Below are 25,669 nucleotides of genomic sequence, written 5' to 3'. Positions count from 1 at the left end.
CCTTGGGGGGCTGAGCGCGGGCGATCAGCGGCGCGCGAGTTGCCGCTCGCCGCCTGCGCCTGCCTGGTAGGGCATGTCGTAGTGCTGGAAGATCGCTTCCTCTGACTCGGCGGGCAGGATGTCGTCCATGCCGACCGAGGGCGCCTTCTTCACCAGTGCCTTGGTGTAGGAGACCTTGACGTAGTCCGGCCCGAGGGTCGCCTCTTCGAGGGGTACGAAGGCCAGCTTGTGGCGGGTGGGGAGTCCGGTGCGGACCGTGGCCATGGCCGGTTCGTCGGTGGTGGTGTCGACGTAGACCGCTTCGAGTACGCCGATCTTGTGGCCCTTCGGGTCGACGACGCTGCGGTTGCGCCACTCGCGGATATCAGCTGAATGGATCATGGCCTGCCTCCTGAGCCGTTGATCCGGGCCGGTACGAGCTGCCCCCTGCGGGCAGTCACAGCCCGCTGAGCCCGGTAGCCCATCGTTCTTCCAGGCTATCCGGGAATCTCTGCGTCGCGCCCTCGCGCGGCAAGGGTTTCGACCGTGGTAAGTCGACAGGCATGCCGATGAAGCCTGCCGGTGCCGCGGACCGTTCATCTTGGTTCGGGCGACTGCGCCACGTGATCAGCCGTGCGCCAGTCGGGCGCGGGTGGTGGCGGAGCAGGGATATTGAGCTGTGGTCTCGTTCGCTGGGCTTCGCGGCGCTGGGGTTGCTCACGCTGGTGCCGCTGCTGATCATCGTCTCCTCTGCCGATCCCGAGCACGGGCGGGGGTTCGCGCAGTGGCTGGGGGAAGGGCCCGGCGTGTCGACGGCCTCCAGGCGGCAGGTCGAGCAGTTGTTCACCCGGCCCGGCCAGGCCCTGCGGACCACGACCGCGTTCGGTATTGCCGCCCTTGCCGTGTTCGGCCCGGCCTTCGGTGCAGTGGTGCAGACCGGCTACGAAAAGGTCCGGGACCTGCCGTCGGCCCGCTGGTGGGCCAGGTGGCGGCTTGTGGTGTGGCTCTGCGTCCTCACCGGATACCTCTACGTCTCCCCACCACCACGCTGCGGCGTGAACCCCTGGCAGGCGGGGCCGTCGCGTCGCTGAGCGCCGTGCTGTTCCTCTGGTGGTCGCAGCACCTGCTGCTCGGCGGGCGGATCCGCTGGCGTGAACGGAGCCTCGGCGGGGGCTTCGGCGGGCTCGGTCGGCGGCGCCGGCAAGATGTGGTCCTCCCACCAGGACAGGGCCATCACGGTGGCGAGCAGGACGAAGGGAGTTGAAGCGGGAAGGAACAGCGCGTACATGTGTACCGCCTGGTGTGGGATGCGTGCGACGTGCGGGCAGCAGATCGGTGCCTGCTCGGGACGCATCAGGGCGCGACCGGGATGCGTGACGATGGGCTCGTACGGGAACGGCCTCGCTCGTGACGCGGCGGGTTCGGCACCGATGCGCAGGATGCGCCCTCTGGGGAGCGCGCTGGCGGTGCGACGCTGCCGGGGGCAGGGGCGGCATGTCGCACGCCAGACCTCGCCGCAGCTCCCCGACAGGTGTCAAGTAGCCATCCATGCCGGGCAGGACGCGCTCACGTCGCACGGTATCCACAACCCTCGGACAGGGCTACGCTGTGCGGTGAGGCCCCAGTCCCCGGTATCGATGCTGTGTCCCGCTCCCGGGGAGGCCCACCGTGTTCGTCCTGCTCCTCATCCTCATCGCGGTCCTGTTCGGCTTCGGATTCCTCCATCCCATCTGGTGGGTGGCCGCGGCGGTGCTGGTCTACGCCGTCACCCAACACAGCCGCGATCGTGGCGGAGGCCGGATCCCTGGAGGCAGTTCCGATCTCGGGGACTACCGGGACTACCGGGACTACCAGGGGCGCCGGAATCGTCAGGACCGCTGGGACCGCCGCTACCGCCGTCAGAACCGGGCACGCTGGCGGCGCGAGGACCGCCGGGACCGCGAACACCGCAGGTGAAGCGTGACGTGGCCCGGTAGCCGGGGGTTCCGGGACGGCTACAGCCAGGCCGGACGCGTCGAGACCGTTGAGAGGTGTATGCCATGCAGCGCACAAGCGTGATCCAAGAGGAGTGGCGGGATCTGCGGGCCGAGGCCACGTGGGGGAACGCGTCGGCGGGACAGGATGTCGTCGCACTCCGCGCCGAGAACGATCAGCTGCGGCGGGCACCGGCCGGGCGTGCGGTCATCGACCAGGCCCGCGGCATGCTGATGGTCCTGACTCCCTGCCGCCGCGGGGCGGCCAGTGGCCTGCTGGTGGATGTCTCTCGGCAGTGCGACGTCAAACTCCCGGAGGCGGCCGCGGCCCTGGTCGCACGCGGAGAACCAGGGGTGCGACTCACGACCGCCAGGCGGGTCGTCCAGGTAGGGAGAAGTCATGATTCACGCAGCCGACGTCCGAGAATGGCGCAACCGCGATGTCGTCGACACCGAGTCGCACAAGATCGGTGTCCTGGAGGCGGTCTATGTGGACACCACTACCGACGATCCGCCCATGGCCACGGTACGGACCGGACTGCCCACCCGGCGCCGTCTGGTCTTCGTCCCTCGTGAGGACGCGATCGCCGGGCCGGGCCGTCTCAGGTCGGCCATGTCAGAACGCTGGTGAAGCAGGCCCCTTCGATCGGCACCGACGACGTCCTGCCCGCCGAGCAGGAGGAAGCGATCTTCGAGCACTACGGACTGCCCTACAAGCCCGGTGCGGCCGGCGAACGGCAACTGGCGCGCCGCTGACCACCTACGGACGGGATGACTGCCCTGTGAGGTACGGACCTTGCCCCCAGGTGACCCCGCCCCGTGAAGAACAGCGGCTGTTGACGGCTGTGCCTTCGGCGGGGGACGCGGCTCTGCTGGCTGAGATCGTCGAACTGCGCACCAGAAACGAGCAGTTGGGGCAGGCCCTGGCGAGCCGTGCGGTGATCGACCAGGCACGCGGCATGGTGATGGCCCTGGCCCCGTGTTCCAGCGAGAGGGCCTGGGACCTGCTGGTGGACGTGTCGCAGCACTGCAATATAAAGCTCCGGGACGTGGCCGCCGCCCTGGTCGCCACGACGAAGGACCAGACTCTCCCGGAACCGATACAGGGTGAGCTGCGCCGAGCACTGAGGCGACTCCATGCGGCGGACCGGAGGTGATGGCGTGCGCGCCCAACGGACGGCACCGGGAGCTGTGAGCTCGACTCTCCGGTGCCTTCGCCCAGCACGACCGTCGGACGCCTCTGCTGTCAGCCCGCTTCGTGGATCTCACACACCGGTCGTGCGGTTCCTCGTCCGTTCTGCCCGATCACTGCTTCGCTGTCGACAGGTCGCCCGAAGGCATGACAGGCTCACCGGCCCTCCACGCTCTCCGCTCCGCATCGCCTGCGGTTCTGCTGCGAGATGACGCAGGACCGCATCGTCCTGCAGCTCGGTCTCTCGCAGATGCACGTCTCCCGGCTGATCATCCACACCTGTGCGCGCCTGCGCGACCAGGTGATGGCCGAAGCCCACGATCGCGGCAGGACAGTGTGACGACGTCCCGTGTGCACGGGCGGCGCCGGACTGCCAGGGGCCGGTGTGGGCCGTTCCCTGTTGCCGGCGGTGCCCTGCGGACAGGGGCGATGCCGTTCGTCTTCATCCGGGCGATCGCCATCGCGCTGCGGATGCTGTTCATCGAGCAGGAGTTGGACCAAGAGCAACACCGAGCTGACGCGAGTGATCCACGTCATGACCGGAACTCCACCGCCGCCTGAACGAGGACGGTGCAGAGCAGTAGCGGGCCCCGGCAAGGGCGCGGGTCAGGACCCCAGACCGGCGAGGGGTTCGGAGCTGTCGATGAGGGCGCGGGCCACATCGGCCAGGCGCCGGTTGTGGGAGCGGGCGTAGCCGCGCAGCGCGGTGAACGCCTGCTCCATGTCGATGCCCTGGCGTTCGGCGAGCTTCCCTTTGGCCTGTTCGATCAGCACCCGGCTGTTCAGCGCTGTCTGCAGTTGTTCGTTCAGCACCGTGCTGCGCTGAGCGGTGCGTTGTTGCAGCAGGCTGATGGTGGCGACGTCGGCCAGGGCCTGGGCGAGGGGTGTGGCGGCCGGGTCGAAGGGGCCGGGGGTGGTGCGGAAGAGGTTCAGGGCGCCGACGATCTCGTCCCGCAAACGCATGGGCAGGGCCTGGACTGCCCCGAACCCGCTGCGCTGGGCCGCCACCGCGAAGTGCGGCCAGCGGGCGGTCACCGTACCGAGGTCGGGGACGATCACCGGTGCGCCGGTGCGGAAGCACTCCAGGCAGGGGCCTTCGTCGTTCTGGAGCTGGAAGAGCTCCAGCAGGCGTACCTGTTCGTCGGAGGCGGCCATGACACGTAGTCTGCCGTCCCGGTCGGCGAGCAACACCCCGGCGGCGCTCGCATCGAGCATGCCGACGCAGCGGTCGGTCAGCAGGCGCAGGAAGTCGATGATGTCGAAGTCGGCGACCAGGTTGTCGGCCAGCTCGACGAAGGTCTTGGCCAGAAGCTGTTGATCCATCGTGGGCACCCTCGATTGAGACTAGTCCCTGCCCGAAGGGGCGGGAAGTACGGCACGTTCCTCGGTCGGCACCGATGCGTCAGGTTTCCTCCTCGGCCTGATCCGGCTCCGCGTCCGGGGAGAAACGAAGCCGTCGGGCCACCACGTCGGCGGCCACGTCCGCGAGCCGGCGTCCCTGCACAAAGGCGTAGGCGCGGAGCCGGACGAAGGCTTCTTCGATGCCGACTCCGAGCTGAACCGTGAGCATCCCGCTGGCCTGGTCGATCTCCGCTCGGTATGCGCCCAGGTCCTCGAAGCCGCGGTCCGGCATCGGCCCGCCGGCCGGCGCGCCCGCCTCGTCGATCCTTGTGTCGAGCAGGAGCAGCGTCGCGAGATCGGCGAACGCCAGTGCGTCGGCAAGTTCCTCCGTGTCCAGTACGGTCGGAATGTTGGCGTACAGGTCCAGAACCCCCGGGCTGATCGCCCCCTTCTGCAGGGGGAGCGAGAACACCGCGCGGGCTCCGGCTTCCAGGGCAGCGTCGGCGAAGACCGCCCAGCGATCCTGGAGTTCAGTGGTGAGGAGATCGGGTGTCAGGACGGCCGAGCCGCGTGCAAAGGCGTCCACGCAGGGCCCCTCACCCAGCGTGAGCTGGAGCTCTTCCAGTTGCTCGCTGATGTCGTCGGTGCTGCACAACGGATGGCTCGCCGCGGTCTTGGACATCGCCGACAGCCCCGCCCCGCCGACCGGCAGCGCGGCCACGGCCGCGGTGCATACGTCCACCACACTCACCGGGGCACCTCGTCGGGCCGCCTGCTCGGCCACCAGCATCTGAATGCGGGTCGACCGCCTGTCAGGCCCCACTGGGGCCACCGCCTCCAGGCATCGTGACAAGGCCCTCCAGCCTCGCCGTGGTGCGTTCCCCGAGGGGGAGCACCAGCGCGCGGAGCGTGGTGGCACCCGCCGGCCTGCGAAGCTCTCCGATGTCCAGCCACCCCCAGGAGCGGAGCGCAGTGAGGGTTGGATGATCGGCCCGGTCCACCAGGGTGGCGCCGAGCGATGCCTGATGGTCGGTCAGCAGCCGCTCCTGCACACGACGGGCGAGTTCCCGGTCCTGCGGATGCGGCCGGATCAGGATGTCGGCGAACGCGAAGACGTTGCCGGACGCTGTGAGCTGCTCGATGCTGCGCGGCAGTACTCCGTCGAAGCCGAGCCACCAGGAGCCGTCGCCGCGTACCGGGAATCCGAAGGCGCATCCCCTCAGGCTGTCCGTCTCGGCGATCACCATGGCGAATCCCGGTCGGCGCATGTCCACGGTGAGACGGTTCAGGAAGTTCTGGCGGCCGGGACGGCGGTATGGATCACCCGGCGCCGTTGCACGGGACTCCACATACAGCCCCGCCAGAGCCTCACGCAGGCCCTCCACCAGCCAACGGTTCAGCCGACGCAACCGCACCGGAGCCACGGCGGACGGCTCGCCGTCCCCCGGCTTCCATGACTGTCCCCGCCCGGGTTCGGCCGTCATCGCACATCGCCCGGGAGAACAGGAGCAAGCGGGGCAGACCGGGGTGGCGGGGCCGGAAGGGGCGCGGCCGGGGTGTCGCCGAGAGGAGGTGGCAGGTGGCCGAACGGAAGGCCGAGGAGCAGGAACCCGCAGCCGGTGAGGTCGAGAATCCGAGCCAGCGTCGTCGGCGGATGGTGCAGTCGCAGCGTCCCACCGGCCACGGTGGTCTGCTGCGCAGCGTGGAGGAAGGCGTTGACTCCGCTGCAGTCGCAGAAGGTGACGGGGGTGAGGTCGACGTCGATGGTGCGGATACCGTCCCGCAGGCACCGCTCCAGGGACACGCGCACCAACGGCGCGGATTCGAGGTCGATCTCACCGGCCAGGGTGATCAGCGCCCGTGTCCTTCGGTCATGGCGGTAGACGGTGAGCTGTGGCAGGGGCATGACGCCTCGGTTCGGAAGACCATCCGGCAGCGGCACGGTGGGCCGGAGTTCCGGCCCCTGGGCGCGCTCCCGGTAGGGGCGTATTTTCGGCGGAGGCAGAGCAACGGCCGGTCCGACAGCCTGCGCAGCAGGACAGAGGACCCACCCAGTTCTCTCCAGGGATGCGCCGGGTGACGGACGAGGAGTCCGCACCCCGCAGCCATCTGTGTTGAGCAACAGCGTGCCGCCGGGGTCTGGGACGTCTGCTCAGTACAGTGTAGTCCTCGCGTCGTGTGACGGACGGTCCGAAGCAGCCCAGTCCCAGGATATGGACGGTGCAAAAAGCGCGGTGGCTCGCGCATGTCCGAGGCATCGCTACGGCAGTCGGACAGAAAGCACTCAGGACGGCCGCCCGACCACGGCACCCCCGTGCACCGCCCCACGAGGTGGCTCGCATGACGGAGTCGAACAGTGCGACTACGCGGAATCCGGTCACGTGATTCCCCAGGGCTGGAAGGGGCGCACCGGCGGACAGCCAGGGGCGAGTGCGCACCGAGGTTGCCAGGCAGCGGGTCCCTGTGGCGCCGGCCCTGTCTTCGGCCGTGCGGTTGTCGGCTCACTCCAGGAGCGTGAGGTGGTCGGCGGTGCCCCCTCGCCATTCGATCAGGAAAGGGGCGTGTCGTCGGTGGTGCCGCCGCCCCGTTGCTGCTTCCGGGCGTGGGGGAGCGAGCGCACCACCGCTCGTACTCCCTTCTCCGTGTGTTCGACGCGGTTGACCCAGTGGATGAGTTGTTCTTCGCCGGCTTCGTGCTCCTCGATCAGGCGGTGGGTGAAGCACAGCACTCGGTCGCCGCGTTGGAGCATCTGCCCGCTGATCCGGGGCTCTTCACCGCCGAAGCCGACGGGCAAGGTGGCCGGACTCCCAGTTGCCGGACGGCCTAGTGGTCACGGATCAGCGGCGGTGCGGGGTGGCGGCGCGGCGGGAAGCGGCATGGTCCCGCCGTTCGCCGGTGGTCGGCGACTCGGACCGGCCCGGTCCCACCGGGGGCTGCGGCGTGCCGCGGCCGCGGCGGCCGGGCAGGGGGGTGCTGTACCGGTGCACGGCGATTCTGTCGGCGTTCTGGATGTTGAGCCGGTGGATCACGTACGCCGCCGCTGCGATGAGAACCACGAAGGCGGCGGCGGTCAGGAAGGCGTTCATGGCGGCCACCTCACATACCGGTGGTCAGGCGGCTGGCCCGACCGGGCGGACCGGTCTGTTCCGGAACGGCCGCGGACATCGCGGAGGCGCCGCCTTCGTACTCCCATGCCTCGTCCGAGTCCAGTGGCTCGCCGGTCGCGGAGACGCCGTGCCGGGCCTCGTCCGCGGCGATGAGCGCGCTCGCGGTCAGTGGCGGGCCGTCGTAGTCGGACGCGGCAGCCATCAGCCGGGCCGCCGACGCCGCGCCGGTTTCGGGCGGGATGACCAGCAGGTCCCAGCGGCCGGTGCCGTAGGAGAGCAGCAGCAGCTTGTGCGGGTCGATTTCCGGGGTGAACCAGCCGACCCTGACGATGTGGCCCTCCACGGGAACCTTGCGGGGGATGACCGGCCAGTGCTCCGGGTTGACGGCGATGCGGGTGATGCGGCCCCACAAGGGGGCCAACACGCCGGTCAGTGCCGGCAGTTCGCTCAGCAGATCCCGGGAGCGGGGCCACCAGGCACCGTCCAGGAGTCCGCGGGAGCTGCCGTCGGTCTTCAGGGTGAGACGCGCGGCCGGGGCTGCGGCGGGCTCGTGGTGCGGCAGGGTTGGGTGCAAGGTCGCCGACATGATGCGGACCCGTCTCCGGGCCGCCTCTGCGGCGGCCCGGGTTTCATCGTTCGCCGAGAACGACCCGGCGTGGAAGCCGGTGTGCGAGATGCCCTCGGTGCTGTCCACACTACTCCGCGCTCCGCCGCAGCGCGGATTGGTGGCCGCCTAGATGTGGAGCAGTCGCTGGGTGATCTCCCGGTACTGCCTCAGCGCGAGCCGGAGTTCGTCGGACTGCGTCTCGGGATCCCGGTCCTGCCATCCGGCGCGCAGGACACGTCGCCGTTCCGCGAGGGCGTTCACGAGCTGGGCGGTGGCTTCGTCATAGGCGCTCTCGGCCTCTTCCAGCGCCTCGCGCGGGGTGTCGGCGAAGGTGTTGAGGGCGTGCCGGAGGCGCAGGACGATCTTGTCCTGTTCGTCCGACGGGAGCAGCGGTTCCGGGCGCGGGCTGCGGCGCTCGGCGGGGCGCCGGGTCTGGCCCGCGGGCTGCTGGGCGCGTGTCTGGTCGTACATCATCGGGGGCCGCTTCCGTTCCGCCTGAAGGCGTCCTTGGTCTTCTCGACGGCCTGTTTGAGGCTTCCGGAAACCCGGTCGGTCCTGCCCCGGCGCTGCAGTCGCCTGTTGCGGGTGACCCGGCCGAGCTCGTCCGCGATCCTGCCCTTCATCGTCTGCGCCTGGTTCCTGATGGTCCGTGAAACGGTCATGGCCGGCCTCGCTGTTGTCCGGTAGATGGATTCCCGCGGGGTCTGGGCGAGGCGGGAAGGCGGAATGCTTCGCCGTGTGTTCCGGAGTTGCATGGCCCTGCACCGTGCCGCCAGTCAACGCCCGGCAACGGTCCGTGTCAACGCGGTGGCCACGCGATCCGGCCCGCCCCGTCTCGGAGCGTGCGGGAGTACGGTGGAGGAACCGAGGGCTCTTCGTATGCCGGTGTCCGAACCGGCCCCGTCCTCGCGACCCCCATCACATGGGCAGCCCGTGACCCCGGCCGCGCCATCCGCACTCAGGCCGAGGAGCCACGTATGCCACTCAGTCCCACCACGTCCACGACGGTCACACCGCCGGATCCCGCCCCGCCGTCCCAGGGCTACGACGGGACGTCCCCCTTCCCGCCCGACGGCCCGGCGCCCGTGCGCAGCGGCAGTGGGCGGCTGTATGTCACAGTGACCGCGGTGATCGTGGTTCTGCCGTTCGTGGCGATCGGTCTCGCCGGCTGGCTGCTGTGGGGGAGGCTCATCCACCCCGCCGACATCGTGCTCGCCCTCGTCCTCTACACGATCACGGGTCTCGGTGTCACGGTCGGCTTCCACCGCGGTCTCACCCACGGCGGCTATCGGGCCGTCCGCCCCGTGCGGATCGCGCTCGCGGTGGCCGGTTCGATGAGTTTCCAGGGCGACGTCATCGGCTGGGTCGCCACCCATCGCCGCCACCATGCGTTCACCGACCGGCCGGGGGACCCGCACTCCCCGTACCGCTACGGCACGCATCTGCGCGGCCAGTTGCGTGGGCTGTTGCACGCGCACGTCGGCTGGCTGTTCCGCAACGACCGCACACCCGCCGACCGGTATGCCCCCGACCTGCTGGCCGACCGCGACATCCGTGCCGTCGCCCGTGCCTTCCCGGCGCTGTGCGTCCTCACGCTCGCCCTGCCGTTCGTAGTGGGCTGGGCCATCGGCGGCACGTGGCTGTACGGCGTGACCGCCCTGCTGTGGGCGGGACTTGTGCGCATCGCGCTGCTCCACCACGTCACCTGGAGCGTGAACTCCCTCTGTCACATGATCGGTGAGCGCCCGTTCCGCACCCGGCGCCACGACCGGGCCACCAACCTGTGGCCGCTGGCCCTGCTGTCGTTCGGCGAGAGCTGGCACAACCTCCACCACGCCGACCCCACCAGCGCCCGCCACGGCGTCGACCGCGGACAGCTCGACCCCTCCGCCGCCGTCATCCGCCTCCTCGAACGCCTCGGCTGGGTGCACGACGTGCGCTGGCCGACGGAGGAGCGGGTCGCGGCCCGTCGCGCCTGACGCCGGCCTTCCACACCCGCGAGCACGACAACCGGCGGCGGTGCCCCGTGGCGCCGTCCCACCCCGCTGCTCCGGCAGCGATTGCTCGAGCCGCCGCTCTGGTTGTTCCTCGTCCCCGTCGAACAAAGGCAGAACAAAGGCACATCGCCGACCGCGATGTTGACCTCGACAACTTCCAGACCGGTCATCCGCTCGATGGCAGCGATCACGTTCTCTCTGACGTCGCCCGCGACATCGATGATGGAGACGCCGTACTCAACGACGATCTCCAGGCCGGCCGCGGTCTGTAATCCCGCCGACCTCGACCTTCACCCCGCTGGTGACGGACTTCCCGCACCCCGCTGGTGACGGACTTCCCGCCGGCACGGGGCATACGTTCACGCATGGCCCCCATGCCACGGGCGAACCCATCGCCCATCGAATGGACGCCCGGCACATCCCGGGCCGCCATCCCGGCGATCTTCGCCACCACACCGTCGGCGATCGTTGTATGGCCGCGACCCCGGATCGCTTCCGTGCGGCACCCCCGCACTGTTCCCGCCGCGCTCGCCCGATGATCCCGCGCTAGGGGTCTCGGGCCGGTTCGGTAGTCCGGTATCCGTCGTCTTCGGTCACCACTCTCCGCACAGGCGGCCTGTCGCGCCTCCTTCCTTCACGCTAACGGCAAGGGCCCTACGTCGTTCAGGCAAGTGGCATGTGACCGGCCCGAGCCCTGAGGGCGGCGTGTGCCGTGTCAGTCACTGTCCTTCTCCTCGGTCTCCATGAGCTGGATCCCCTTGTGTGTCAGTGCGACCATCGCGGGTGTGTTTCCTCGCGCCCAGTCGACCTGGATCAGTCCCTCGGCCGCCAAGTACGTGCAGGCGGCGGCCAGGTCTTCCTCCGGCATGGCGAGGCCCTCGCGCAGTTGTGCCCCGGTGAGGCCGAGGAGGCGATTGCCTTCGACGGCCTCGTACAGGGTCTTCATGATCGCCTCGCGGTAGTGCTTCCGCTCGTGCAGTGTCGCCATGGTCGCCTGCCTCTCGTGCCGGCATCGACGGAAACCCGTACGTCTTGGGGCGGAATCCTCCTTCCCCTACTGAGGGGCATCTCCTCAGATTTCGTCCGGCTGTGTCTGATCGTCCCGGGAGGACTGGCTGGTCAACAGCCAGGAGCGGACCGGCTCCGCCATGCGCGTGGTGTCCACGGTGAGGTGGAGGCGTGTTCCTCCGTCGCCCCCTGCGGGTTAGCTGCGCGCTTCGGCGGCGGCAAAGCAACGGCGGAGAATCTCCGCGACATGGCGAGCCGCCTCCGGGTCCGCGGCAACGATACGAACCTCCGCGTGCCCGGCCGGCGGCAGTTCCGGTGACTTCATGGGTGACCCCTTTGCCCATTCAGGACGACGTGTTTGCTCATGCAGGACGACGTGCATCAGGGGCGACGTGCATCAGGGGCGACGTGTCGGTCGGTGTGTCGGCCGTCGCCCCACACCCACCTCTGGCTGGATGCAGGTCTGCGTCATCAGCGGCTCCCCTCTTGATGCTCACGGCATGTGGCGTCGGCAGGACCCTTCGGCACGGTGGCACGTGGGCTCTTATGTGTCCGCCGACCGATTCCCGGTAGGGCATCGCTGTAGTGGAACGCCCCGGTCCTTTCGTCATGCTGCGCGTTGAGCCGGTGGATCAGGAACATTCCCGCGATGTCACGGCGACAGTGACGGCTGTCTCCCCGTCCTCACCTCCTGAGGGCGCAACTCAAGATCCAGATCGCGGCTCCTGCCGCCGAAGAGGCTCCGCCATCGGTCTCCCATTCCTCTTCCCGGCTCCGAGCCTCCGCCGCGTCGTGGCTCATGGCCTCGTCGGCCATCAGACCGCTGGCGGTGCGGATACCTCCCGGAACGGTTGCTGCTGCCATCAGCCGGGCGGCGGCGGCCGGCTCCGTCTCCGGAGGGATCACCAGCAGGTCCAGGCGGCCCACCGTGTAGGAGAGGAGGATCACTTTGTTCGGGTCCTGCTCGTCGGCGAACCAGCCGACATGCACCGTGTGCCCCGTGACGGGGACCTTGCGCGGGATGACGGGCCAGTGGGCCGGGTTCACGGTGACGCGGGTGATCCGGCCCCAGCACGCGTCCAGCACGTCCGTCAGAGTGGGGATCTCCCGGAGGAGATCACGGGAGCGGGGCCACCAGGCACCGTCCAGGAGACCTGAAACCGAGCCGGTCGGGGCCAGAGACAGCCGGGCCGACGCCGAAGGCAGGGGCTCTTTGATGATCGTAGCTTCGACGGTCGCGGTCATGACGCGGACCTGTCCCCGGTCCTCCTCTTGGAGGCCGGTGTTGTTGATCGCAGGGAACGACACCGACATGGCGGCCGGTGTGCGAAGTACTCCCGGTGCTTTCACTCTACGCCGCTCCGGGGCCCCGGGACGTGCGCGTGAGCAGGCATTTCACAGAGAGGGCAACGAGTCCGGAACCGCCGGCGAGCGCAGCCGGTGCGGCGGCGCACGACCTACGGTGAGAGGACGAGGTCCCGCGTTCGGCGGCGACAGCGAATCCCGCAGACAGACGGACGCACCATGACCGAATCCGACATCCCTCGCGCCCCTGGGCTCCTGCCGGACGCGATCCACCGGACCGCGAAACCCGGGACAGTTCTCCTGCGGCTGGAGACGACGCAATCCCGGGAAGGACAACCCCGACGGCGCATGGTGGCCGCGTTCCCGCGACATCAGTGCGGAGTTGCCCGACCTCATCCACATGCTGACGAGGCACGTCGGCCTCATCACGCGCGTCGGCCTGGACGCAGGCATGGGATGAACTTCCCACGCGCCTGGTCATCGACGACCAGGTCGTCCATATCGACTCCTTCCCGGTCGGTAACGACACTGTCCTGATCACTCGGGGCGGCCAGGACCACTTCTCCCTTCTCGTGGTCCCGCCGCACGCGACACCCGACGCCGCCCGTGCCGCGATGGCCAGGGCCGTCCGGGCCGACAACGTCACCCTGCCGAACAGATCCTCATTGACACCGGCACCCATCAGGCACACCCGATCCCCGCGGAGGACCCCCGGACCGCCGAGGAACGCCACGAGCCCCAGGAATGACGTCGGGAGACCCGGGCGCCCGTAGGGCTGTCTTCGCTGGGCGCCGCCGACTTCAAGGCGATCGAGGCGGTGCCGCCCGTCGGTGGTGGTGTCCGCGGGGCCGTACAGCACATCAGGCCCGGCGCTGATCTCTCAGCACCGGGCCTGACCTGGTGTTTCTCTGTCGGGGTGGCGGGATTTGAACCCACGACCCCTTCGTCCCGAATGAGGTTCGGTCAAGATCCCTACCTGCTCGGGGTGCTGTTTGTGCAGGTCAGGGGGGTTGGCCTCGGTTGGTCTGGAATGGCCCGACAGGGGTTCTGGGAGAAGATCTTCTCCCAGTTTTCTCCCAGGCGGTGGACCAGCGGTGCGATAGCCGTGGTAGTGCGTCACGTTGCACGAGCAAGCTTGCGCGAGCGCGCCGTCACTTGGCATTCCGAGGCCACGCCGTTCCCTTTGCTGCGGCATCGAGGACGTCGCTGCCTATTGTTCGTGCGTCTCAGCCCGGAGACCAAGCTGGCCGAGACCCTCCTCAACGACCAAGTCAATGACATGCGGGGGTATCGGCTTCGAGGATCGAACGGAGACGTCCAGTTCTACGCGGACCTCGGCGCCCTGTGCGGCGAAAGGCAGCACCGCCACTTTTACGACATCGCGAACTTTGTCGGCCGGGACGTCTGTAATACGCAGTCGCAGACCGGTGGGCCCTGCTGAGGGCGGCCTTGGTACTGGTTCCTCTGAGGCCGTCGGCTCTCTGGTCCCGGGGCCGACAGACGTCCCTGTCCGCGTGCTACTGGTGCCAGAAGGATGCGAGGGAGGTGCCTCAGGGCCGCGTAGGGCCTGGGCGCGGGCGGCCCTTACCAGCCAGGTGCCCGGCTGGAAGTCGATCTCATCCGGTGAGATCTCCTCCCCGATGCGGACCACTGCGTCGGCCGCCTGCCAGGTGGCGCCCGAAATGAGGCCGAAGACTCCACGCCTTACCCCCTCTGTGAGACAGTCGCGCAGCACCTCGGCAGAGGCGAGTTTCGGTAGCCTCGGGAAGCGACGGAATGCCTTGAGCAGGTCCTCTATCTCGACAGCCTCCACGTCTGCCGGAAGCAGGTTGAAGCGGTCTGACAACAACGCTGCCGGAGCGAGCCTGTCCAGTAGACCGTCACCCGAGCGCAGTCGTTCCGTAACCCGGGAGGTGACGGTCTCGCTGGCGCGGGCGGCCCCGAGGTCGAGGTGCTGTGTGGTGGGCGGGGATCCGCCCGTGCCGTTGGCCAGCAAGAACACATGGCGGTAGGCCATGGTGAGCAGCGCAGGGAGTCGATCCTCAGCGCGTGCGACCCTCTCTCGCAGGTCGGCCTGCTGTTCCTGATTGAACCGCTTCAGTCGGTGTACGTCGTCTCGCAGTTCGCGCATCGCCGCCAGGGTCCGTGCCAGTGCACGGGCACGGCCGAGGGTGCCGGTGTCGGGAGCGACCACGACCAGTGCGTTCTTGTTGGTACGGCCGGACTGGTCGTATTCGCTCAGGATCCGGTGGGCTGCGTCCCCAACGGTGCCTGGTTCGGAAGGCTCGACCCGGTGCTCGGGATCGAGCAGAGCGAGTGTCAGACGAGGTTCGTCACGGACGTCCGCAGAGCTCAGGACGCCGGTCTGCGTGCGCCAGGGGGACTTGGCCGGAGCCACACTCTTGGTGGCCTCTTCCAACAGCTCGGCGATCGTGTCCTCGGGTACAGCGCTCTCGCGCTCCACGATGACCTTGTTCAGGTTGGGTTCGGTGGTGAAACGGTAGCGGCCGCCCTCGTAGCGCATGTACCAGGCGACATTCTTGACGGTGTCCCGGACATCCTCGAGGGCGCCGCGAGACAGCCCCGGTCGGCCCACACCGACGGTCATCTGGGCGTCGGATGCACCCAGGACCCTGTCGGAGCCGAAGGAGTTGACGAAGGCTGTCGTGGCGAGCTTGGTCGCGAGTCGCAACTTCTCGATCTCGCCGCCGCGGCGCTGGTCCTCGATGCGGGCTCGCGAGTCCTCGCGAATGATGTCGGCGTTCAGAGCCGACAGGTAGGAACCACCGGTGATCTTCAAAATCTCGGCCCGCACCCCAGGGTCATGAAGAGGGATGTCCCCCGGGTGAATGAGTGGGGAGACACGCCCCTCCGCATGGAGAGCCTTAATGCTGTGCGCGAGGGTGCGCAGTGCACCGCGCGTGCGCTGGAAGCCGGACAGCGAGCCCCAGCGATGGGTGAGCAGGTCGATCAGCTCGGGGTGGAAGGGGTAAGCGGCCTCGATGCGGTCGCGGTAGACAGGATCACGGTAAACAGCTGGGAGAGCGTCACCGAACTGCTCGGCGTAGTAGTCGCCGTAAGCGTCCGCGACCGTACGGCGCTGGGCAGGAGTCCCAGTGCTCTGGAACAGCCGGGTATGCAGGACAGGAAAGATGTCATCGCCCTCGACAGGCGTGATGACGTTCTCCGTCCGGCCGAATATCTTCGCCAAGCGCTCCAGCAGATCCTCGTGGTTGATACCTGTGAAGTCTTCGAGGTGGGAAGCGGTGAGGGTCGCGACCAGGCAGGCGCCGGGAGTATTGGCGACCGCGGTGGTCAACTCCTTTATGAAGACGAGCGTGTTGGTGGTCAGCGCGCCCTGGTCGCCATCGGCAGTGATGGTCTTCGCCAGGTACTCGAGAGTCTCGTCCATAAGGATGAGGCAGGGCGTGTAGCGCTTGAGCAGGGCCACGAGATGAGCGGTGGAGGTCGCTTGGCGGGCCTCGTCCTCCGTTCGAACGTCCTCATACGCCTCTTGCCCGCCAAGTTGAAAGGCGAGATGACCGAGCAGGGTACGGCCCGGGGAACGGTTCTCCTTGGCACGATCCGGGCTCAGACCGGAGCCATCGAGGACTACGACAGTGGCCTGCGGAAGGCGGCCATCCATGAGGGAGGGGGCGAGCTGGCGGGCGAGCCGGGTACGCGACAGAGCGCGGGCGTTGCCAAAGAGATGATAGGCGGACAGCAGGGTGTGGGTCTTTCCACCACCGAATTCCGTCTGCATTCTATGGACTGCCTTGGCGGCGGGGTCGCCGGCCAGTCGATTCCCAATCTCGACAAGAGCTGTGCGCAGATTGTCCGTCAAATAAGTCTTCTGTACAAAAAGTTGGGCGTCACGGTAATCCTGTGGGCCTTCTCCTTTACTGACCAGGCCCAGGTCCGCGGCGAACAGCGCCTCGTCGAACGAGCCGTTGACAATGTCCTGGTGCGGAGGGGCTATCTCGTTCCAACTCTTGAGGCCGGCCACGGGATGGACGTTCCTTTCAGTGCGTGGGTGCTGGAGTGGCATCAGGGCTGCGTGCCAAACAGAGTGAGCTCCTCGAAGTCCGGGGAGTACTTGGCAGCCCGTTCCGCCAGGTCGTCACGGCTGCCGCCGAGACCGAGCAAGAGCGTGCGCTCCCGAGAGCCTTCTGGCAGGAGCTGGGTGACGGCGGCGACCAGCGCCCAAAAGGCAGGCTCGGTGCCCGCACCACTGGCGCCGAGCAGCGCGTCGAGTTCCTGGCGGCGGCCGTCGTCATAGAGCAGGCAGGCGGAGTGCATCACATCCACCCAGGAGGGACGCTGGCCAAGCGTGATGCCGCGGCGCTCGTGAGGTCCAAGCAGCTTGTAGTCGGAGCCGGACTTACGTATCAGCCCTCCCCGTACGGTGAGGGCGTCCAGATGAAGATCGAACGCGCGGCACAGCATGTATGCCTCGTCTGCGGGAATCGCCAGACCGTCGTATGCCCAGCGCCAAGTGAGATAGAAGAGCGCACGACTGTCCAGGCGCTCCAGAGACTCGCCTCCAGTGAGCGACTTGGTGGCGTGTCGGGCCACAGCTTGACGAGCCAGCACCATCAGCTCGTCGACCCCCACCTCGTCTCCCGACAGGCGTAGGACACGGGAGTAGCGGGCGAAGACTTCGAAGGCGGGGCCGATGGCCGAGACGAAGTAGTCGGCGCCGGACAGTTTCATGTCATCGAAGACAGCAAGGCGTTCGGCGATCCGGGCATCCAGGTCGCGGACCACGTCGTCGTAGAAGCCGTCGGTGGCATCGCCCACCTTGCGGCAGACCAGCACCACCGAGGAAGCCAATACCGAGCCGACGTTGTCGGTGGTGCGTCCTGCCCGTTCGGACTGCATCGGCCATGAGGTTGTGACCTTCAGGCCGGCCTGACGCAGGGCGCGCAGCAGGTGTTCCCAGGCGGCGTTGTCAGTGTGGGCGAAGACCAATGAAACGATGCCGTCGTCCGTGACCACCCGGGCAACCTCGTCCAGGGCACGCTGAAGGCGGGCCTCGAATTCGTCGCGGGATATGTACTCGGCGGAGTCGCGCTGGGCCCGATTCTGGATTACCTCGGCACGCTTGGGGGTCAGTGCGGTGGCGAAGAGCTCGGGGTAGAGGTGTCCGATGGACCTCTTGAGCCAGACGTAGAAGAAATCGGAGAGGTCGCCGTACTGAAAGGCGTCGTAGTAGGGCGGGTCGATGATGACCGCGTCGAACTCACCGTCAGCAAAGGGGAGATGCTGGGCGTTAGCGCGCTGGACTTGGGAGGGATTGCCTTCGGTGGCGGCAGCACAATGGCGCAGAGACTGGGTGATCCACCGAATGGCGCCGTCCCAGTTGCCGGGGCCTTGGGCCAACGGATCGATCTCGCTGAAGTCCCAGGCCATGCGGATGGATTGCTGCGGAAAGGTGTGCGTCGGGAATTCGCCGGATGGGACCCACGCGACGAAGGACGAGTTGTAATCCGCTATCCGGTCCACTGCCAGCCCCAGATACGTGGCCAAGGCATCCGCCCGCGCTGGTTCATTGCCGCGTGCCAGCATCTCCGCATGAGCAGCCCGAACGGTCTGGGCCAGCACGCCGAGGACCAACTGCTGGCGGGGGGTAAACATGCCCGCCCACGTGTCGATGCCGTAAGTCAAGTTGGGGTAGCGCCGGTATTGGGAACGCGTCACCAGCTCGTCCGGGATGGCGCTGGTCCCATCCGGATAGTCCTCCAGGCTCTCCGCCATGATTTCGGCCTGCTCAACCGCGGCGTGATCGGCAGCCGTGGGCTCACGGTAGGTACGTTTCCCGCCGGGACCGATGTCGAGGACGGCATAAAGGTAGTGACCAAAGCCGTGCTCGCGTGCGTAGCTCCGCAGTTCCTGGTCCGGCCGGGCGGTGCCGCAGACCGGGCAAGTAACGGTCACCTGGGAGCCGCGACTCGTCTTGGTGCCAAGCTTCCAGTCGCTGCCGTCGGCAGGCGGGCCTTCGGCGAGGCGCAGTTCGATCCGGTCCCGTTGTATGTCGTAGTCGAGACGAATCCGGTGTCGGGCAGAGTCGGCGAGTTTGCGCGAGGAGATCAGCGGAACTGTCCGGCCACAGTGCGGGTCTGCGCACGGCACGGTGCGGGCCCAGAAGTACACGGCGGGCCTGGTACCGTCCTCACCGCGCGGAAGGGCCTCGGTAAGCCGAGCGTCCGCCGTCTCGCGTACCCACTGGCCCCATTGGGCCAACTCGTCGACGAACGGCCGCCCGCCGTCCTCGCCCACACCGCCAAAGCGAGCGGGGTACTCCAGGACGCAGCGCTGGATGAGATGGGCGACGGGGTTGATGTCGACAGCGGTGGTGTCGCACCCGAGGCGCGCGGCCTCCAGCGGGATCGCGCCCCCTCCGGCGAAGCAGTCAAGGACCTTGGGGGGACGCTCGGGCCAAGCGGTGGCGAGGGCAGTGCGCAGCGGGGCCAGATAGGCAGGTCGGGAAGAAGCTTCGAAAGGAGCGGCCTGGCTGATGTCGTTGAGCAGCCTTTCGCGGGCGTGTGGGCTGCCGGGTCCAGGGTCGGGGACCAGACTGGCGAGCACCACGCTCCGGGCCATGGCGAGGGGTCTACGAGCCCACCACAGGTGCATGGTGGAGATGTGGCCGTGTCGCAGGTGCTTTTCGCGACCGGAAGCGGCATTGACGGGGGCTAGCGGGAGCTTCTCCTCGATGAGCGCACGTCTCACAGTGTGTCTCCTCCCGCGGCTTGCGCTGCGTCGATGACGGGTCCAGGGGCGACGCTGTAGCGCACCTCATGCGTGGGCCGGAAGTTCCCGGCAAGGGCAACGGCCGGATCCTGGATGCGGTAGAGCCGGGGATGATCGGTGGCACAGTCGAGCACCACGTAAAGCCAGTAGGCAGGCCCGAATTTGCCGGCGGCGATGTACTCGGACCAGGTGAGTTCGACGGACCCCACCCCGGCGCGTCCCTTCACCTCGATATATCGGGTGGTTTCGGCTCGCTGGGAGACAAGGTCGAAGCCCAGGTTGTCGGCTTCGACGGACCTGAGGTCTTCGGAACCATGTGCGTATTCGTGGTCCATGCTGACTTGCACGGCTATCCGTTCGATCTCCGGATCGCTGAGTCCGCGCCCGTTCCCCGCATTCTCGGCCCAGGCATCGACAGGACTGGACGACGCGGGCGGAGGCAAGAGCAGTGCCTGTGCGAGGACGGTGACAGGCCCGCGGTCCACTTGCCGCGTGCGAGCCGTGTCCGCGATACGCCTGTCACGGCGTTCGAGCACTGTGCGTCGAATGAGCTCCGTCCTGCGATGACGGCCCTCGGCACCGGCTCTTCCTTCCTCCAACTCCTCGTCAAGATCGAGTAGTTCAGCGTCGTACCGAGCCAGCAAGGTCCGGAATGAGGCGGTCAGGAACTCCTCTTGAATGTCGGCGGTGCGTGCACGGCGCTCTCGGACCTCGCGCAGTCGAGCCTCGTAGACATTGCCTCGCGCCCACGCGATGAGCTGGGATTCCGGACGGGAGGGCGTTAACCCTTCTCTAGTCGGCTGCGCGGGTCTCCCAGGCAGCAGGTCGTACAGTGCGCCGCTCGTGGGAAGGAACTCGCCAGCGGCCTCGATGACGGAAGCCATGCTGCGATGGACTGTCGAGCGATGACCGTCGGTAACTTCGCCTTCCAGGATGTGCAGCAGTGCGGGAGCGCTGAGTCCGGGATCGTAGAAGACGGCGCCGCGCTGCAGAGCGCTCGCTGTCTGCTCGATGACCAGGTCCAAGATCGCCTCGAACAAAGGGTGTCCGGGACCGCAGAGTTCAGCTCGGGGCGCCCCGGACTCAGCGTCGTGAGCCAGCCGCTGCACAGCGACACTCTTGTCGAAGGTGACTCGCTCATAGGTGGGTTGAAGCTGGCGAAGCGTACCCAGATCACGGTCGCGGGCGATCAGGATGTCGGGAGTCCGGGTGACCCTGATACTGGCGTGGTCCAGCCGTTCGCGGGCCTGGCCGTCCAGATGGTCGACGGCGTCGAGGAAGAAGCGTTTGAGATGTTCCGGAGGCAGCCGCCGTTCCTCAGCCCGGGTCGTCTCCTGGCGCTGTATCCGCCAGTCGATGTGCCCCGTCACCAGGGCTTTCTCCGACAGTTCGCGCATGCGCGCGATGAGCTGCTCGTCGAACTCCTCGTCGTGGGACCCGAATTGGGCTGCCGCCTCCTCGGACGTCCTCTCGCCTGATACGACGGCCTCTAGCAGTTCGGGGAGGCGGTAGCCGGAAAGTATCTCGCCTATGACGTCGAAGACTTGATCTCCCAGAGCTTCGTTCTGGCGCATAGTCTCGATCTTTCCGAGTACCGTGGCCAGTACGTGCCCCTCCTTGGTGTTGGCCGCGACAAGATTGAAAATATGAACGTTCTCGGTCTGGCCGATGCGGTGCACTCGTCCCATGCGCTGTTCAAGGCGGTTGGGGTTCCACGGGATGTCGTAGTTGACCATGAGGTGGCAAAATTGGAGGTTGATACCTTCGCCTGCCGCCTCGGTGGCAACCATGATCTGCGCATGTTCCCGGAAGTCACGCTCCGCCTGTACCCGTTCCGCAGGACGCAGGCCACCGTGGATGACAGCCACGTCGAAGTGCGGGGACAGCTCGTGGACCAGGAAGTCCAGGGTGTCCTTGTGCTCGGTGAAGACCAGGAGCTTCTTCGAGGCGTCGTCGCCGACTCCGTACTGATCCAGGATCTTCCATAACTCCTGCAGCTTGATCTCGCCGCCCAGAAGCGCTGTCTCCTCGGCTTGTGCAAGCAGCGGGCGGAGAAGGGCGAGTTCAGCCTCGATCTCCTCCGGGTCTCTGAAGAGGGAGAGCTGTTCGAGAGCCTGCTCCTCGAGCGCCCAGCGCTCGTCCTCGGGACGGTCACCATTGGTGTTCTTGTCCAGCAAGGTCGAGGCGACGTCCGTGGCTGTCGCTGTCGGCTGCTCCAGTTCCCGCTCCAGACGCTCCACCCTGCGGTGCAGGGTCCGGCAGATGGCCCGTACAGACGACGCCAGCCGCCGCTGCATGGTCGTCAGGGCGAAGCCGGACACGGACGCGCGGCCGCCGTCGGTACGCTCGCGACGGATCTCGGCGAGACCTTGGGTGATGAACTGGGACACCCGGTTGTACAGGTCGAGCTCGGCGCCGTCGAGGGCATAGGCAACCGTGTGCGCGAAGCGTGGCCGGAAGAGGGACTGGCCGCGCAGGTCCACCATCTGCTCCTTGGTGGTCCTGGAGTAGTGATGCGGCATGATCTCTACGCGGTCAGGGCAACGGTCGCCGTATGCGTCGCGGTCCAGCAGCCGCATCAGCCCCCACAGGGACTCTTCGCGGCCCGAGTGTGGAGTGGCCGTGAGGAGCAACAGTCGTTCAGCGTGACGCGCCACGCGCTCGGCGGCCTTGTACCGGCCTGTGCGGTTGTCGATCGCCCCACGCTTATTGACCTTCAGGGTGTAGCCGTGGGCCTCGTCGAGGACCGCCAGGTCCCAAGGGCGTTGTGCGGCGGCGAAGGACGCGAGGACTGCCTCCGTCTTCAGCAGATCGCGGGAGACGATGAAAACGCCGTCGGACTCCCAGGGGTTGGCCATGGGGTCCGCGTCCAGGGTGTCCCTGGTGATGCGGCGGGCCGCGATCCGGAAGCGCTCGTCGAGTTCGCGCTGCCACTGGAAGCCGAGGTTGGCAGGGGCGACGATCAGCACTCGGTCGGCCGCACCGCGGAGTTGGAGCTCCTTGATGTAGAGCCCGGCCATGATGGTCTTGCCGGCCCCAGGGTCATCAGCGAGCAGGAAGCGCAGCCGGGGCTCCTCCAGGAACCTGCCGTACACCGCCTCGAGTTGGTGCGGCAGCGGCTCGATGCTGGAGACGGAAAGAGCCCCCATGTCGTTCTGGAAGCGTGTACGGATCCTGCGGGCTTCCACGCCAAGCCGGAAGACTCGCGCGTCCGAGTCGTACGGGCGCTCACCGCCGGCGTCGACCACCTCGATTCCCGGGAGTTCGTCCTCGGGCAGACTGACACTCCGGTAGTCCCCGGCGTCGCCTTTGAGGAGAAACTCCCAGTAGGCACCTGGTTGGACCTGGATCACGGTGACAGGCTCGGTGTGTCCCGGCAGCCGTAATCTTGCGCCCGCGATCAGCTTCTGCGGATCGAAAAGTGACATCTACGCCCCTCCCCCGACAAGCCGCCGCGCCTGAGCTGCGCCTCGACCACTCGTAGATTCGGAGAGCGTACACACCGTCGACAGGGAGTCACCCTTCAGGGTACGCCTCAACGGGCAGTACCCATCGCAGGGTTGAGGCTTCCGTTGCGCCTTTTGGGCGTAACCTGCGCAGGTGACGGTGAGGATCCCTAGACTTGCTCAGTTGCTCGGCGCGGACTTCGACGGCCTAGATCGAAGCCATCTGGTCGAGCTTTGCGACCAGCATGCAGCCGAAGACGTGGACTTGGACTTCAAGCAGGACAACGCGTACACCAAGGACGCCGATGGACTGGACGAATTCGCCAAGGACGTGTCAGCCATGGCCAACGCGCGAGGTGGCCTGATCGTCGTCGGCATCACCGAGAACGACCAGGGCAACGCGGAGCGTCTGAACCCCATCACGATCAGCGACAAACTGCACAACCAGCTCGTCCAGGGCCTACGCAGTCGTGTCTTCCCCTTCCTGCCCCCGGACTTCCGCATACGCATGATCGCTGACAGTCCCACCACTCCGGAGTGCGGCTACATCCTGATCGGGGTTCCGCGTAGTCCGGTCGCCCCGCACGCTGTTCGCCCCACCGGAGGCAAGGGGCAGCAGCGGTACGGGTACGCGCGTCGGCTGGGCCGGACCACTGCCTGGCTGGACGAATCAGAGATCGCGGCCCTCTATCGCGACCGTTTCAAGCTGGCAGAAGACCACTCTCATCGGGTAATCGCACAGTTCGAGGACGACTGCGCGTGGTTGGCGGCCCGCGTTGATGGCAGCATCAGACTTGACATTTCTCTGGTCCCAACGGGACGAGCAGAACGCCGCATAGACCGCACATTCCTCCAGGATGTGCGAGGGTTCCTCGGTGCATTAGCACGTCCCGGGGGTGCACCGTCAGCCGCTCTGTCCCGCGGCCTGCTGGGCCACGCTCCGGTGATCCGCCGGGGCCGCATGCGGATCTGCGGACCTGGCGTCCACGCCGTCTGGCACTCCGACGGCAGCGCTCACCTTCAGGTCGATCTGGCTTCGGAACCTGCACCCACGGCAGAGGATGCAGCCGCCCCCGTGCTGAACCTCACCCGTCTGGAAGCCAGCGTGCTCTACGGTCTTCATCTCGCGTGCGCCTATGCGGAGTGGGCCGGAGCCTATGGAGATGCCGATGTGCTCGCCGGCACTTCGTCTCCTGCACAGGTGCTCCTGGACCGCACGCCGCTCAATGGAACCGCCCGCTTCGTGCCGGGAGTGCCGGTGTCGAGTGATACGGGAAGTCCGTGCCATCGCATCGGGTATCTGGAAGCCCTGTGCAATGGAAGCATGCAGCTGTGCACGATGGCCCATGCCATCTCGTCCGATCTGCTCGCTGACTACGGTGTGTACGAACCGACTCTGCTGAGGCCAGACGCCACCGTGCGGTCGCAGCGCCTCGCACAGCGTGAGCGTGCCGAGATGGAAGCGTGGATCGCCTCCACGTCGGACTCGAACTGAAACGATCCCGGATCGTTTCAGTGGGCATGGTCGGCCTGTCGGTGGACCGCCCGAACTCGCCGCGCTGGAAGGCAAGTTGGAGCCAGGTGGCCGATCCCGGCGGGGCGGTGGAGTCGCTGCTTTTGGTGGCTTTCGGTATCCAGTGATTCGGAAGCGATCAGTGAACACGATCGCGAGACGACAAGGTTGGGGCAGCAAGTGACTGATCAGCCGGTATTCGTCCTGGGCCGCGATCTGCAGGCCCTGGAGCCGGCCGCGTTCGAGAACGAAGAAGAGTTTCAGGAGCTCCTCGCGCGCCATCCGCGGGTGCTGGATTTCGGCTCGCTGGCCGAAGGGCAGCCGTTACGGCTGGTGTTGGTGGCGCGGGAGATGGGCGTTCCGACGAACGCCGAGAGCGGTCCGGCGTACTGGCTGGACCATCTCTTCGTCGACGCCGACGGGGTGCCCACGCTGGTGGAGGTCAAGCGGGCGAGCGATACGCGTATCCGCCGTGAGGTGGCGGGCCAGATGCTGGACTACGCGGCGAACGGAGCGCGGTACTGGCCTGGAGCGTTGCTCCAACGCTCCTTCGAGGAGACCTGCGTCGCGGACGGCCGATCGATGGAAGAGGCGTACGGGGAACTGCTGCTCGGTGACCGTTCCGCGGAAGAGTTCTGGTCGATGGTCGAGGAACGGCTGGCCGCCGGGCAGATGCGGCTGCTGTTCGTCGCGGACCGGATCCCGCTGGAGCTGAGGGCAATCGTCGAGTTCTTGAACCGGCAGATGCGGCAGACAGACGTGTATGCGGTCGAGTTGACCCAGTACCGAGGCGACGGAGAGCTTCGCGTCCTGGTCCCGCGCATCCACGGGGAAGTCGCCACGGCGGCGAAGTCTCCTTCCGGCCGCCGCGCCACGCAGAGGGCCACGCGGGCCGACATGGACACGGTGATCCGGACTCGCCTCGCCTCGGGAACGAGGAGTATCGCGACCGCACTGCTCGATCACGCGGCAGCTACGGGACGGTTGGAGGGCGGTACAGCCAAGTACCCGAGCATGTCCGTCTACTACCCCGTCGCGGGCCGGCAGGTGCCGATCTGGACGCTGTCCCTGTACGACAACCCCGCCAAGGAGGAGCTCGCCTTCAGCTTAGGGTCGATCACCCATCACCTCGGCCTCGACGGGGCGGCCGCGTTCGCGGAGTCACTGCCGACTGTTCCCGAGCTGGCGAAGAAGCTGGAGGTGCAACGGGAGAAGGGCTACAAGGGCTGGCCGTCGGTCTCTCTGTCCGCCATCGCAGCCGAACCCGGTGCGAGGGAGGGGATCCTGGCCACGATTCAACAGCTCATGGATGGCCAGGAAGCTTCGCCTGATCGGCTTGACAGGGCTGTCGGTCCCCAGGCAGGGCGACCGTAGGCACCGTGTCCCCTGGAAGGAGGCATACGAGTAGGACGCGTTGCCTACCACGGTGAGGAAGGACTGAGCCAGGG

At 67.4% G+C, this 25,669-nt stretch carries 24 protein-coding genes and 5 pseudogenes; 12 read left to right on the top strand and 17 right to left on the bottom strand.

Annotated features, from left to right (window positions below; all coding sequences use genetic code 11):
• Positions 1-24 precede the first annotated feature (24 nt).
• Positions 25-381, bottom strand: a complete 357-nt coding sequence (locus tag KWI83_RS10610; RefSeq protein ID WP_218514053.1) for a PRC-barrel domain-containing protein — start codon at positions 379-381, stop codon at positions 25-27.
• Positions 382-602: 221 nt separating this feature from the next.
• On the opposite strand from KWI83_RS10610, the gene KWI83_RS10605 reads away from it, so the two are divergent.
• The 7 genes and pseudogenes from KWI83_RS10605 (at position 603) to KWI83_RS38325 (ending at position 3,705) form a co-directional block, all read left to right on the top strand.
• Positions 603-1,070, top strand: coding sequence for a hypothetical protein (locus KWI83_RS10605; protein WP_256362053.1), 468 nt, complete (start codon positions 603-605; stop codon positions 1,068-1,070).
• A 577-nt stretch (positions 1,071-1,647) separates the two neighbouring features.
• Positions 1,648-1,935 carry a hypothetical protein gene (locus tag KWI83_RS10600; RefSeq protein WP_218514052.1) on the top strand — a complete coding sequence of 96 codons (288 nt, stop codon included), beginning with the start codon at positions 1,648-1,650 and terminating at the stop codon, positions 1,933-1,935.
• Between the two features lie 83 nt (positions 1,936-2,018).
• A pseudogene (locus KWI83_RS39920) lies at positions 2,019-2,228 on the top strand (hypothetical protein); the annotation flags it as partial.
• A 124-nt stretch (positions 2,229-2,352) separates the two neighbouring features.
• A pseudogene (locus KWI83_RS10590) lies at positions 2,353-2,708 on the top strand (PRC-barrel domain-containing protein).
• An 89-nt stretch (positions 2,709-2,797) separates the two neighbouring features.
• Positions 2,798-3,109 (top strand): ANTAR domain-containing protein, encoded by a 312-nt coding sequence (locus KWI83_RS10585; protein WP_308122027.1) that lies wholly within the window; start codon positions 2,798-2,800, stop codon positions 3,107-3,109.
• Positions 3,110-3,334: 225 nt separating this feature from the next.
• The gene (locus KWI83_RS10580; protein WP_374106291.1) at positions 3,335-3,484 is read left to right on the top strand and encodes a sigma factor-like helix-turn-helix DNA-binding protein; all 150 of its coding nucleotides are present in this window, start codon (positions 3,335-3,337) and stop codon (positions 3,482-3,484) included.
• Between the two features lie 89 nt (positions 3,485-3,573).
• Positions 3,574-3,705: a hypothetical protein gene (locus tag KWI83_RS38325; protein WP_256362052.1), complete on the top strand. Its 132-nt coding sequence runs from the start codon at positions 3,574-3,576 to the stop codon at positions 3,703-3,705.
• A 45-nt stretch (positions 3,706-3,750) separates the two neighbouring features.
• Here the strand turns inward: KWI83_RS38325 and KWI83_RS10575 are convergent, their stop codons facing one another.
• From KWI83_RS10575 to KWI83_RS10535, 9 genes are all read right to left on the bottom strand, one after another.
• Positions 3,751-4,467, bottom strand: coding sequence for a GAF and ANTAR domain-containing protein (locus tag KWI83_RS10575; protein WP_218514049.1), 717 nt, complete (start codon positions 4,465-4,467; stop codon positions 3,751-3,753).
• Positions 4,468-4,546: 79 nt separating this feature from the next.
• Positions 4,547-5,236 (bottom strand): ANTAR domain-containing protein, encoded by a 690-nt coding sequence (locus KWI83_RS10570; RefSeq protein ID WP_308122018.1) that lies wholly within the window; start codon positions 5,234-5,236, stop codon positions 4,547-4,549.
• Between the two features lie 61 nt (positions 5,237-5,297).
• Entirely contained in the window at positions 5,298-5,969 is a 672-nt protein-coding gene (locus KWI83_RS10565) for a hypothetical protein (protein WP_256362051.1), read from the bottom strand.
• Positions 5,966-6,391, bottom strand: coding sequence for an STAS domain-containing protein (locus tag KWI83_RS10560; protein WP_218514047.1), 426 nt, complete (start codon positions 6,389-6,391; stop codon positions 5,966-5,968). The genes KWI83_RS10565 and KWI83_RS10560 overlap by 4 nt, the downstream gene beginning before the upstream one ends.
• 642 nt (positions 6,392-7,033) lie before the next feature.
• On the bottom strand, positions 7,034-7,279 hold the full coding sequence (locus tag KWI83_RS10555; protein WP_308122017.1) for a hypothetical protein: 246 nt from the start codon (positions 7,277-7,279) through the stop codon (positions 7,034-7,036).
• 43 nt (positions 7,280-7,322) lie between these two features.
• Entirely contained in the window at positions 7,323-7,571 is a 249-nt protein-coding gene (locus KWI83_RS10550; RefSeq protein ID WP_218514046.1) for a hypothetical protein, read from the bottom strand.
• 10 nt (positions 7,572-7,581) lie between these two features.
• Entirely contained in the window at positions 7,582-8,286 is a 705-nt protein-coding gene (locus tag KWI83_RS10545) for a DUF5994 family protein (RefSeq protein WP_218514045.1), read from the bottom strand.
• Between the two features lie 39 nt (positions 8,287-8,325).
• The gene (locus KWI83_RS10540; protein ID WP_218514044.1) at positions 8,326-8,673 is read right to left on the bottom strand and encodes a hypothetical protein; all 348 of its coding nucleotides are present in this window, start codon (positions 8,671-8,673) and stop codon (positions 8,326-8,328) included.
• Positions 8,670-8,861, bottom strand: a complete 192-nt coding sequence (locus tag KWI83_RS10535; RefSeq protein WP_218514043.1) for a CsbD family protein — start codon at positions 8,859-8,861, stop codon at positions 8,670-8,672. The genes KWI83_RS10540 and KWI83_RS10535 overlap by 4 nt, the downstream gene beginning before the upstream one ends.
• A 315-nt stretch (positions 8,862-9,176) precedes the next feature.
• Between KWI83_RS10535 and KWI83_RS10530 the strand changes: the two genes are divergently transcribed.
• Complete coding sequence (locus KWI83_RS10530) at positions 9,177-10,178, top strand: acyl-CoA desaturase (protein ID WP_218514042.1); 1,002 nt, start codon at positions 9,177-9,179, stop codon at positions 10,176-10,178.
• A 134-nt stretch (positions 10,179-10,312) separates the two neighbouring features.
• Here KWI83_RS10530 and KWI83_RS10525 read toward each other — a convergent pair.
• The 4 genes and pseudogenes from KWI83_RS10525 to KWI83_RS10515 form a co-directional block, all read right to left on the bottom strand.
• Positions 10,313-10,702: pseudogene (locus KWI83_RS10525) on the bottom strand (Asp23/Gls24 family envelope stress response protein); the annotation flags it as partial.
• Positions 10,703-10,911: 209 nt separating this feature from the next.
• Complete coding sequence (locus KWI83_RS10520; RefSeq protein WP_218514041.1) at positions 10,912-11,184, bottom strand: hypothetical protein; 273 nt, start codon at positions 11,182-11,184, stop codon at positions 10,912-10,914.
• Positions 11,185-11,268: 84 nt separating this feature from the next.
• Positions 11,269-11,529: pseudogene (locus tag KWI83_RS38320) on the bottom strand (hypothetical protein).
• A gap of 359 nt (positions 11,530-11,888) precedes the next feature.
• Positions 11,889-12,449, bottom strand: a complete 561-nt coding sequence (locus KWI83_RS10515) for a DUF5994 family protein (protein WP_218514196.1) — start codon at positions 12,447-12,449, stop codon at positions 11,889-11,891.
• 279 nt (positions 12,450-12,728) lie between these two features.
• On the opposite strand from KWI83_RS10515, the pseudogene KWI83_RS38315 reads away from it, so the two are divergent.
• A pseudogene (locus KWI83_RS38315) lies at positions 12,729-13,257 on the top strand (DUF5994 family protein).
• Between the two features lie 462 nt (positions 13,258-13,719).
• On the opposite strand, the gene KWI83_RS10510 reads toward KWI83_RS38315, so the two are convergent.
• The 3 genes from KWI83_RS10510 to KWI83_RS10500 are packed head-to-tail and all read right to left on the bottom strand — an operon-like array spanning position 13,720 to position 22,690.
• Positions 13,720-16,515, bottom strand: coding sequence for an ATP-binding protein (locus KWI83_RS10510; RefSeq protein ID WP_218514040.1), 2,796 nt, complete (start codon positions 16,513-16,515; stop codon positions 13,720-13,722).
• Positions 16,516-16,556: 41 nt separating this feature from the next.
• Positions 16,557-19,241, bottom strand: coding sequence for a DUF1156 domain-containing protein (locus KWI83_RS10505; protein ID WP_218514039.1), 2,685 nt, complete (start codon positions 19,239-19,241; stop codon positions 16,557-16,559).
• The gene (locus KWI83_RS10500; RefSeq protein WP_218514038.1) at positions 19,238-22,690 is read right to left on the bottom strand and encodes a helicase-related protein; all 3,453 of its coding nucleotides are present in this window, start codon (positions 22,688-22,690) and stop codon (positions 19,238-19,240) included. The genes KWI83_RS10505 and KWI83_RS10500 overlap by 4 nt, the downstream gene beginning before the upstream one ends.
• A 202-nt stretch (positions 22,691-22,892) precedes the next feature.
• Between KWI83_RS10500 and KWI83_RS10495 the strand changes: the two genes are divergently transcribed.
• Genes KWI83_RS10495 through KWI83_RS10485 form a run of 3 tightly spaced genes read left to right on the top strand, consistent with a single transcriptional unit; the run spans position 22,893 to position 25,595 of the window.
• Positions 22,893-24,203 carry a helix-turn-helix domain-containing protein gene (locus KWI83_RS10495; RefSeq protein ID WP_218514037.1) on the top strand — a complete coding sequence of 437 codons (1,311 nt, stop codon included), beginning with the start codon at positions 22,893-22,895 and terminating at the stop codon, positions 24,201-24,203.
• Positions 24,173-24,349, top strand: coding sequence for a hypothetical protein (locus tag KWI83_RS10490; RefSeq protein WP_218514036.1), 177 nt, complete (start codon positions 24,173-24,175; stop codon positions 24,347-24,349). The genes KWI83_RS10495 and KWI83_RS10490 overlap by 31 nt, the downstream gene beginning before the upstream one ends.
• A gap of 52 nt (positions 24,350-24,401) precedes the next feature.
• The gene (locus KWI83_RS10485) at positions 24,402-25,595 is read left to right on the top strand and encodes a hypothetical protein (RefSeq protein WP_218514035.1); all 1,194 of its coding nucleotides are present in this window, start codon (positions 24,402-24,404) and stop codon (positions 25,593-25,595) included.
• Positions 25,596-25,669 lie beyond the last annotated feature (74 nt).

The organism is Streptomyces sp. TRM70350, assembly GCF_019219825.1.
Lineage (GTDB): Bacteria > Actinomycetota > Actinomycetes > Streptomycetales > Streptomycetaceae > Streptomyces.
The sequence above is the reverse complement of the archived record's forward strand: the minus strand, read 5'-3'. Positions and strand labels throughout refer to the sequence as shown.

What these genes read in the sequence shown, in the direction of transcription:
- KWI83_RS10610 (WP_218514053.1), bottom strand. Translation starts at nt 381, where the DNA reads ATGATCCATTCAGCTGATATCCGCGAGTGGCGCAACCGCAGCGTCGTC.
- KWI83_RS38325 (WP_256362052.1), top strand. Translation starts at nt 3,574, where the DNA reads ATGCCGTTCGTCTTCATCCGGGCGATCGCCATCGCGCTGCGGATGCTG.
- KWI83_RS10575 (WP_218514049.1), bottom strand. Translation starts at nt 4,467, where the DNA reads ATGGATCAACAGCTTCTGGCCAAGACCTTCGTCGAGCTGGCCGACAAC.
- KWI83_RS10565 (WP_256362051.1), bottom strand. Translation starts at nt 5,969, where the DNA reads ATGACGGCCGAACCCGGGCGGGGACAGTCATGGAAGCCGGGGGACGGC.
- KWI83_RS10560 (WP_218514047.1), bottom strand. Translation starts at nt 6,391, where the DNA reads ATGCCCCTGCCACAGCTCACCGTCTACCGCCATGACCGAAGGACACGG.
- KWI83_RS10550 (WP_218514046.1), bottom strand. Translation starts at nt 7,571, where the DNA reads ATGAACGCCTTCCTGACCGCCGCCGCCTTCGTGGTTCTCATCGCAGCG.
- KWI83_RS10540 (WP_218514044.1), bottom strand. Translation starts at nt 8,673, where the DNA reads ATGATGTACGACCAGACACGCGCCCAGCAGCCCGCGGGCCAGACCCGG.
- KWI83_RS10535 (WP_218514043.1), bottom strand. Translation starts at nt 8,861, where the DNA reads ATGACCGTTTCACGGACCATCAGGAACCAGGCGCAGACGATGAAGGGC.
- KWI83_RS10530 (WP_218514042.1), top strand. Translation starts at nt 9,177, where the DNA reads ATGCCACTCAGTCCCACCACGTCCACGACGGTCACACCGCCGGATCCC.
- KWI83_RS10520 (WP_218514041.1), bottom strand. Translation starts at nt 11,184, where the DNA reads ATGGCGACACTGCACGAGCGGAAGCACTACCGCGAGGCGATCATGAAG.
- KWI83_RS10515 (WP_218514196.1), bottom strand. Translation starts at nt 12,449, where the DNA reads ATGACCGCGACCGTCGAAGCTACGATCATCAAAGAGCCCCTGCCTTCG.
- KWI83_RS10500 (WP_218514038.1), bottom strand. Translation starts at nt 22,690, where the DNA reads ATGTCACTTTTCGATCCGCAGAAGCTGATCGCGGGCGCAAGATTACGG.